At 67.3% G+C, this 7,490-nt stretch carries 12 protein-coding genes; 2 read left to right on the plus strand and 10 right to left on the minus strand.

Annotated elements, in window-relative coordinates; genetic code table 11:
* Positions 1 to 42: 42 nt before the first annotated feature.
* From P696_RS0132695 to P696_RS0132725, 7 genes are all read right to left on the minus strand, one after another.
* Positions 43 to 390, minus strand: coding sequence for a hypothetical protein (locus P696_RS0132695; protein ID WP_026415633.1), 348 nt, complete (start codon positions 388 to 390; stop codon positions 43 to 45).
* A 261-nt stretch (positions 391 to 651) separates the two neighbouring features.
* A complete protein-coding gene (locus P696_RS0132700; protein ID WP_026415634.1) occupies positions 652 to 834 on the minus strand; it encodes a hypothetical protein in 183 nt (60 codons plus the stop codon).
* A complete protein-coding gene (locus P696_RS58905) occupies positions 831 to 962 on the minus strand; it encodes a hypothetical protein (RefSeq protein WP_281175014.1) in 132 nt (43 codons plus the stop codon). Before P696_RS58905 ends, P696_RS0132700 begins: the two co-directional genes overlap by 4 nt.
* Positions 929 to 1,480 carry a hypothetical protein gene (locus P696_RS0132710; protein WP_026415635.1) on the minus strand — a complete coding sequence of 184 codons (552 nt, stop codon included), beginning with the start codon at positions 1,478 to 1,480 and terminating at the stop codon, positions 929 to 931. The genes P696_RS58905 and P696_RS0132710 overlap by 34 nt, the downstream gene beginning before the upstream one ends.
* 103 nt (positions 1,481 to 1,583) lie before the next feature.
* Positions 1,584 to 1,931 (minus strand): WhiB family transcriptional regulator, encoded by a 348-nt coding sequence (locus P696_RS57095; RefSeq protein ID WP_051468444.1) that lies wholly within the window; start codon positions 1,929 to 1,931, stop codon positions 1,584 to 1,586.
* The gene (locus P696_RS57100; protein WP_026415636.1) at positions 1,931 to 2,209 is read right to left on the minus strand and encodes a hypothetical protein; all 279 of its coding nucleotides are present in this window, start codon (positions 2,207 to 2,209) and stop codon (positions 1,931 to 1,933) included. Before P696_RS57100 ends, P696_RS57095 begins: the two co-directional genes overlap by 1 nt.
* A gap of 101 nt (positions 2,210 to 2,310) precedes the next feature.
* Positions 2,311 to 2,805, minus strand: a complete 495-nt coding sequence (locus tag P696_RS0132725; protein WP_026415637.1) for a hypothetical protein — start codon at positions 2,803 to 2,805, stop codon at positions 2,311 to 2,313.
* A 342-nt stretch (positions 2,806 to 3,147) separates the two neighbouring features.
* Between P696_RS0132725 and P696_RS0132730 the strand changes: the two genes are divergently transcribed.
* On the plus strand, positions 3,148 to 3,987 hold the full coding sequence (locus P696_RS0132730; RefSeq protein ID WP_026415638.1) for a hypothetical protein: 840 nt from the start codon (positions 3,148 to 3,150) through the stop codon (positions 3,985 to 3,987).
* A 2-nt stretch (positions 3,988 to 3,989) separates the two neighbouring features.
* Positions 3,990 to 4,808 carry a protein phosphatase 2C domain-containing protein gene (locus tag P696_RS0132735; RefSeq protein ID WP_034488211.1) on the plus strand — a complete coding sequence of 273 codons (819 nt, stop codon included), beginning with the start codon at positions 3,990 to 3,992 and terminating at the stop codon, positions 4,806 to 4,808.
* Positions 4,809 to 4,820: 12 nt separating this feature from the next.
* On the opposite strand, the gene P696_RS0132740 is transcribed toward P696_RS0132735, so the two are convergent.
* The 3 genes from P696_RS0132740 to P696_RS0132750 form a co-directional block, all read right to left on the minus strand.
* Complete coding sequence (locus P696_RS0132740; protein WP_026415640.1) at positions 4,821 to 5,048, minus strand: hypothetical protein; 228 nt, start codon at positions 5,046 to 5,048, stop codon at positions 4,821 to 4,823.
* Between the two features lie 357 nt (positions 5,049 to 5,405).
* Positions 5,406 to 6,710: a pentapeptide repeat-containing protein gene (locus P696_RS49610; protein WP_051468445.1), complete on the minus strand. Its 1,305-nt coding sequence runs from the start codon at positions 6,708 to 6,710 to the stop codon at positions 5,406 to 5,408.
* Positions 6,711 to 7,165: 455 nt separating this feature from the next.
* On the minus strand, positions 7,166 to 7,490 hold a 325-nt coding region (locus P696_RS0132750; RefSeq protein ID WP_211245911.1), incomplete at its 5' end, for a hypothetical protein.

Raw genomic sequence — 7,490 nt, forward strand, 5'->3', positions numbered from 1 at the left:
GTGTGGTGGCCCGGCCTGATGGCCGGGCCGGAAAGTGCGGTGTCAGGCGGCGGGCCGCAGGCGGCGTGGGTGTTTGCCGGGGAGACGGTCGGCCAGGTGGTGCCGGAAGCGGGTCAGTAGGCGGCGGGCGAGGCGCTTGGCGCGGGCCGACAGGTAGTGCAGGTCGGCAAGGGCACCCTGCGGGCCGCCAGGGCGCAGCGCCAGATGGATGAGCCGGTCGGACTCGGCGTGCCAGCAGGACGGGCAGAGCGTCGCGTCATCGCGGCTGACGAACCAGGGGCCGATGTGGGCCAGCGTGATGGTGACCGGGCAGGCGTCGCAGCTGGCGGTCCAGTCGGCCAGCCGGGACACGTCGGGGATGCCGTGGGCGTCACGTAGCGGGATGATCACGGTCGCTCCTCCCCGTTCGCCCAGGCCGGGAGCGCGACACCGGGGTGGCATACCGGGCAGGAGATCGCGCCGACCGGCGGGTTCCACACCCGGGTCCGGCCAGCGCATGCGGAGCAGGACCGCCTGCGGATGCGGCGCAGGCGGGCGATGATGGACATGTTGGTCCTCCAGGTTGGTTCTGGAAGAGATCGACAGGGCCTGGCCGGTGGTGATGGACCGGCCAGGCCTGCGGTCATCTGGGCAATCGGGCAGCGGCGACGCTCACGTGCCCGCCTGAGCAGGCGGGACCTCCACCAGCAGGTAGCGGCGGACACCGGGGTCGCGGCGGTTGGGATACGGCGCGGACGCCTCGTGGACGTCCACGTGCTCGGCGAGGGTGTCGATGACCTGCTGCAGGTCGGCAGGTTCGCCGGACAGGCGGATTCTTACGAGCCGGGCGCTCATCGCGCCTCCCGGCCCTCGAAGGCATCCACCACGTCCGCCAGGAAGCCGTTCAGGGCGGACGCCAGCGTCGCGACTGCGCGCTTGGCCTCGCGGGTCAGCAGTCCCTCGTCCAGCTGCCCGGCAGGCACCCCGGCCAGGCCGGAGAGGGCCGGTGCAGCTGGTCGGCGAGCACCGGACACAGCAGGTTCACGCGCGGCAGCAGCGTCGGCCGCTGGGCCATCACCTGCTCCGAAGGCTCCAGGTAGGCGCCCAAACTCCGGCTATGGCTCCAGGAGTTCCAGCTCCGCGCCAGTCCCGAACGCTCCAGCTCCGACGGCGCGGAGCTGACCAGCTCCAGGTTCGCCACGGCGGCACCGGTGTCGGCCCGCCAGATCTTGGCCGACAGGAGCCGGTCCCAACGGCAGTGCAGGTAGGGCGGCGCCATGACCGGGCTCGTGGCGACCTGCCATGCCACGGTGACGAACTCCACCGGGTCACTGCCGACACTCTTTTCGTCCCAGGGATCGAACAGGTGCAGGTTTTGCCGCAGGTAGGCGCCGTACCGAGACTTGCCGTCGCTGGCACGTTCGCGGTCGTCGACCTCGCTGACCCAGAACACCCCGGAGTCGTCCGGGGCCAGGTCACGCAGGTAGGTGGGGGACGTCATGGGCACTCCTTGCTCCCGCACTGGCGGGGGTAGGGGGATGGCATTCGGGGCTCGAGGTGGTCCGCGATGCGGTCTTCGGCAGCGACGGCGGTGCACGTGGGGATCAGGCCGCCGCTGCCGGTCCGATCTCGGAGATGGACCGGACACCGGCGTTGATGAGGGCGCGGCGTTCGTGGGAGTCCAGGCCGCCGCACACGCCGTACTGCTCATCCGCCGGGAACTGCAGCGCCTGCTCCAGGCAGTACCGGCGCAGCGCCAGAGGGCACTCGGCGCAGGTCCGCTTGGCCAGCTCGACCCGCCGCCGCGACTCCTTCAGGGACTCGCGGTCGGCACCGTCACCCGGGCCGAACCACAGCTCGTCCCCGGTGTCGATGCAGGGCCGCTGCTCCCAGCCGATCGGCTCGGGAAGGTGGCCGCTGTGGGCCGGGGCTGCGGACGTCCGGGTCCTCATCACTTCCACCGCCCGTCGACGACGGCCGGGGTCTGCTGGGGCGCGGTGACCTCGCGGTCGAGGTGGGAGGCGTGGATCTGGTGCCCGCACTGGACGCACCACAGCACCACGGGCCCACCGGACAGCTGCGCGGCGCAGCAGGGCGAAGTCGGCAGCGACGGGCGGCACGAACCGCGGGCGGGCTCGGCCGGGGCGGGCTCGCGTCCGGCGAGCTTGTCCAGGACCTGCTGGTGAGCGAAGTTGCGGTCTACCAGGCGCGAGACGGTGCGGTCGAACATGGGGATCTCCCATCAAGAACGTCGGGGTGAAGAAGCAGCGAGCGCCCAGCGCCCCGGGGGCGGGGCTCGGCTGGGCGCTCGCGGAGGGAGTGCGAAGGGGGCTAGACGGTTTCGCTCCGGGGGCACGCCACGATCAGGGCGGCGCGGGCGGCCCGGGCGGCGAGCTCGCGGTCGCGTCGCGCCGCGGCCATGTGCGTCAGGGACGGCGGGACCGCCGGGGTCGGCTTGACCATGGTCCGGGCGCCGCGCCGGGTGGACGCGTCGGCGATTCCCTCGGCCAGCTGCTCTCGCCAGGTCTCATAGGCCAGGTCGGTTATCACCCGCTGCGCGGATCCGGGGCATCGCTCCTGCCGGTGCCAGCGCGCGGCCGGGACCGGACGGCGACCGGTCGCGAAGTCGCGGATCTCCTTGTCGGTGTAGCGGCTGATCCGGTGCGGGAGCACCATGTGCCGCTTGAGGGACACCCAGGTCCCGCAGTCCGGGCAGACGATCACCGTGCGCTCGCCGTCGGCGCGTTCGCTCTCGGGACGGCGCAGGTTCACGTGGTTCAGGGGGAGGGAGCTGATGGCGATCGGGAAACGGCCGTTGTGCTTCACGAGTACCTCCGTGATCAAACCGGGGTGTGATGCGCGGTCTCGTGTCCACCGCTCCGCACCAGGCAGAGGAGCCCTGGTGCAGACCAGACGACGCAAGCGCCGCACTTTCAAAGTTGATCAATCGCGGTGACCGCTGCGGGGGCCTCGTGAATCGCCATCCCAACAGGGCTGCGTCTTCAGTTGTCGTCCCTGAGCATCCAGGGGCGTTTCCCCTTGTCCCTTGGTGTTAAGGGGGGGTTAGCAAGACAGTGGCATCGAGTCCCTCGCGTTGTCAAGCCCCCCTTATCACTAGTCTGTGAGGAGATCCGCGGCAGGCGGCCGAGAGCAGCGAGGGGGAGACACGTGATCGAGGAGGTTCGGGATCTTGCTCGGATCGAAGACCACGAGGTCAGGGTGCGTGAGGCCGCGAAGCTGATGAACGAGCTCCAGGACGCTGTGAAGGAGACGGCTCGGATGCGGCGCGAGAGCATCCAATGGCTCCGCGATCACGGCCGTTCCATGGCCGATGTCGCACGGGTGATGGGAGTCAGCCGTGCCCGCGTCGCGCAGCTCAAGGATTCTGGGCCAGCCCCGGAGCGCGCCTTCCTCGGCATTGGGCGTCTCAGCGTGGCGGTGCCGGAGCGGCCAGGCGGACGGCGCCTCGTGGCCCGTGCCGACGCCGCAACCGGCCAGACCGTCCTGAGCCTGGCGTCATCGCTCGGACTCGCGGGCGAGCTCGAGTACATCCCTCTGTCCGGCGAGATCGACCTCAACCGCGACGATCTTGTTGTGATCTGCGGTCCGAAGACATCCCCCGTCACCGCTGAAGCCCTCCAGCGCGACCCGCAGCTCGACTTCCACCAGTTGCCCGATGAGCGATGGGCGATCACCGAGCGGGGGAGCGGGGAAACTCACGTCTCCCCTTCGGATGACCCCGACGACCCACGCCACCAGGACATCGCCTTCCTGGGGCGGCTTCCTCGGCCAGACGCGCGGGGGACGTTCCTCTACATCGCAGGCGTTCACGCGATCGGATCCCTCGGGGCGTCCCGCTACCTGACGGATCACCTGGCGGAGCTGTATGACGCGGTTGGGACGGCCCCCTTCTCGATGGTGATCACGTCCGAGTACGACCCTGAGGCCGAAGAGATCCTCGCAACGCGAGCCCTGACGGCGCCGCTTCGTCACCCCGGAGGCGAGTGAGGGTGGACGTCGCGTTCGCCAGCCGAGCCAAGGAGCCGGGCCGCGCCAATGAGGACTACGTCCTGGCGGCCTCGGACATGGTTGTGCTGCTGGACGGGGCTGGCGTGCCACCGGAAGCCGAAACGGGATGTCGACATGGGTTGCCATGGTTCGTTCGCACGCTGGGGGAGCAGCTGCTCAACGCAGCCCGGGCAGGCGACATCTCGCTGGCAGAGGCGCTGAAGCGGGCGATAGAACGAACGGCGCTGGCGCATGCCGACACCTGCGACCCGAGCCATCCGGTCTCCCCGTCATCGACGGTGGTCGCAGTTCGCCGACGGGACGAGTACCTGGACTGGCTGGTGCTGGGGGATTCCTTCCTCGCGCTCCGAAAGCACTCGCAGATCGAGGTCATCACTGACCAGCGCCTCAAGCAGAGCGCGGTGAAGCAGCGGACAGCTCTCCGGCAAGCCGATGGCCGAGACCGAGCGTTGTGGAACGCCCTGGTGGCGGAGGAACGGCGTCTTCGCAACCACCCCGATGGCTTCTGGATCGCCGCTGGCGATCCAGAAGCTGCCGACCATGCGATGACGGGGTGCTTGCCGCTGGCGGACCTAACGCACGCCCTTCTGCTCTCCGATGGTGGAGCCCGGCCCGTGGAGCCCTTCGGGGCGGTGACCTGGGACGAGTGCTTCCACAATCTCGCCCAGAGCGGCCCTGCCGCCTGGCTGCGACGCGTCCGCGAAATCGAGAACGCCGACCCAGACCGAACCCGCTGGCCACGTTCCAAGCGTCACGACGACGCCACTGCGCTCCTGATCGGTCTGGAAGATGACGCTTGACGATGCTCGGAGTCAATCCCTTCTCCCCGTGTAGGTGATCGGGACTCGGGCCTTGCCGCGGACCCGGATCCGTATCTCGTAGTCCTCTTGGTCGCGCCCGCGCCTGAGCGGATCGCGACCGATCGCATCAACGAATAGCTCGTACAGGTCGCCCCGGTCGTCAGGGGCGACTTCACTGCTGAACCGACGGATCCGGTTGCCCTTCCAAAACAGCTCAACGTCTACAAGCTCTCGGTTCATGGCTACGAGATGCCCCGAGGGTCCAGGCAGGACGCCTAGCGAACCGGTTGCGGCCAGTTTGAACCGAGGTCCGCCCCCGTTCGTTGATCAAGTGATGGGTGCTGGCCAGATGACGGCCCCGCCGAGGCGGCTGGCCCACGATGGTCCACGTGGAGTTTAGAGGGCCCTTTGCAACCTGCAAGCCGTTTGTCGCGCACCAGTTGCGAGACACTCCTTGGTGCTGGTTTTGAGGGAGTATGGTCTGGAATAACAGGGCTGGCCACCCGAGTGGACGGATCACCATCCGTTTATCGTCTCGGTCGAATCACGGAGTCTTCAGCCCCACAGCAAACAAGCCGGGCTATGGCAGAAATTCTGTCAGATAATGGAAGGTGAAGGCGCTGTAGGCAGGTGATCGGCGAGGTCGGTCGGCAAACCATTCGGGCGAAACCCGCAAGCGCCTTGGAAACTGACTGCGCTGCCCAAGAATTCCGCGTTCTGGAAATCGACCTCGCCCTCAGCGAACGTCACGTTCAGGAAGTCGACGTCGCCGCTCAGGAATTTCGCGTGCTGGAGGCTGACTCTGGCGCCATCGAACCTCGCACGCTGGAATCTAACCTTGCTGCCCTCGAATCTCGCGGCATCGAGGTGGACCACGCCGCCCATGAACAGCGCTTGCAGAAAATTGACCTCGCCTCCCGTGAACGCCGCACCCATAAAGCCGAGCGCGCCTTTCGTGAACATGGCGCTGTGGAAACTGACTATGCCGCCTTCGAACAGTGCGTCCTGGAAGTTGACCGCACATCCCTTGAATACTGCCTCTTGGAAGCTGACCGCCCCGCCCTCGAACTCCATGCCTTGGAAGCTGACATCACCGTCCTCGAATTTCGCGCCATAGAAGTTGACTTCGCCTCTCCTCATGAGCCCTCCGTGGAAGCTGACAACGCCGCTCGCAAATCTGGCATGTCGGAAAGTGAGAGCGCTGTTGTCGATGGTGATGCCGTGGAGGTCACCGCCATCGAAAACGACGCCAGTGAAGTCGAAGTGGTGGCCGTTCCAGGAGACTTCGGCGCCGCGGCGCAGGTGGTCGCCGATAGTACGGATGACGGTATGGCGCACCTCACGCAGGGTCAGGTAGGCCTTGTGGGCCTCAGCATGCTTGATGGGGTCCTGCCCCTGGGTGGGGTGCTTTCCGGGGTCAGGGTCGTACGGGATGCGTAGGAACGCGCACAGCACGTCGATGCAGGTCTGGCGCAGCGCGTGAGTCGGAGCGTCGTCAGCAAGGCCGGCCAAGGCGTGCACACCGCCCAGTTGCACCGCGGGTGAGGCGGCGCCGAGCTGGGCGACGGCGGCGGTGAACCGGTCGCTGTGCAGCTTGGTGTCCTCGCGCAGCGCGGCGTTCTCCTCGGTGCGCTGCTTGCGGTAGGCCACAACCAACGCGACCAGGCCCCCCAGTCCTGCCACCACTGCAAACGACAACTTCACCAAGTCGAACAGCACTGAGGACGACACCTGCGTCTCATGCTTGACACCGTGCACCTCCAACAGGTCCAAACCTGCCCAGAGGGTCACGCACGCCACCGCGATCGCAGCGGTGAACGTCGCGCCTAGCGCGCCCCAAAGTGGCACCAACCGATTCGGTTGCCGCATGGGCTCCGTCTCGCGCTTCATCAGTCCACCCATCGCATCTCCTCCATGTTGCACGCCACACGATTAAGACAGGCTGCCTGCCTGATCATTAGAGCCCAGTGAGCACTCGATCGTTCCTGATCGACTCAACGGCCTCACGACGAACGGGCGCGGCGCTTCGATGTGACCGCTTCTGAGACGCACCATGGTGCTCAGACTGGTTCCCAAGTCACTAAGCCCAGCCCGATCTGGGGCCTGCCTGCGTGTCAAGCCAGGGCCGGAAACGCGAAGAGGCCGGCCCTTTCCGCGTGGACGGCCTTCGCTGCTAATTGGTGCGCGAAGAGTGAACATAGCGTGCCGTTCATTACCGATCGCCTCTGGGGTGAGCGGGATGAGGTGAAGATCGTGCGGTGGCAAGGGGGCGTTCTCTCCTCGCTGCCCCCATGAATGGGCCGAAGGCAGGTTCCTGCTTGTGGCTTGGTGGTGCGGTTTGGGGGGAAGGAGGCCGACTACTCAAGCTGTTCCCAAGTCCAGGGGGGTGCGGGACGCCCATCGGGTTCACGCCCGAACCGAAACTGCTCCTTGCCGTCAGTAGCCCACAGGAACTGGTCGAACCGGCCCGCTGCTGGAAACCGTTCGGCGAGTACTGTGGCCTGCTCATCTGCCCCTACCTCCCGCAGCATGCTCAGCAGCCCGGCCATGTGCCCCGTCCCTGTCCTCAGCAGGCTGTCCATCAGTCGGGTCACATCGGACGCGTGGGTGAGGGGAATGTTCGCGGCGGCCCGCTCAGCGAGCGCAGCAACCTGCTCCTTTGCACCCACCTGCCGCAGGCTG

The sequence above is a fragment of the Actinomadura oligospora ATCC 43269 genome (genome assembly GCF_000518265.1).
GTDB lineage: Bacteria > Actinomycetota > Actinomycetes > Streptosporangiales > Streptosporangiaceae > Spirillospora > Spirillospora oligospora.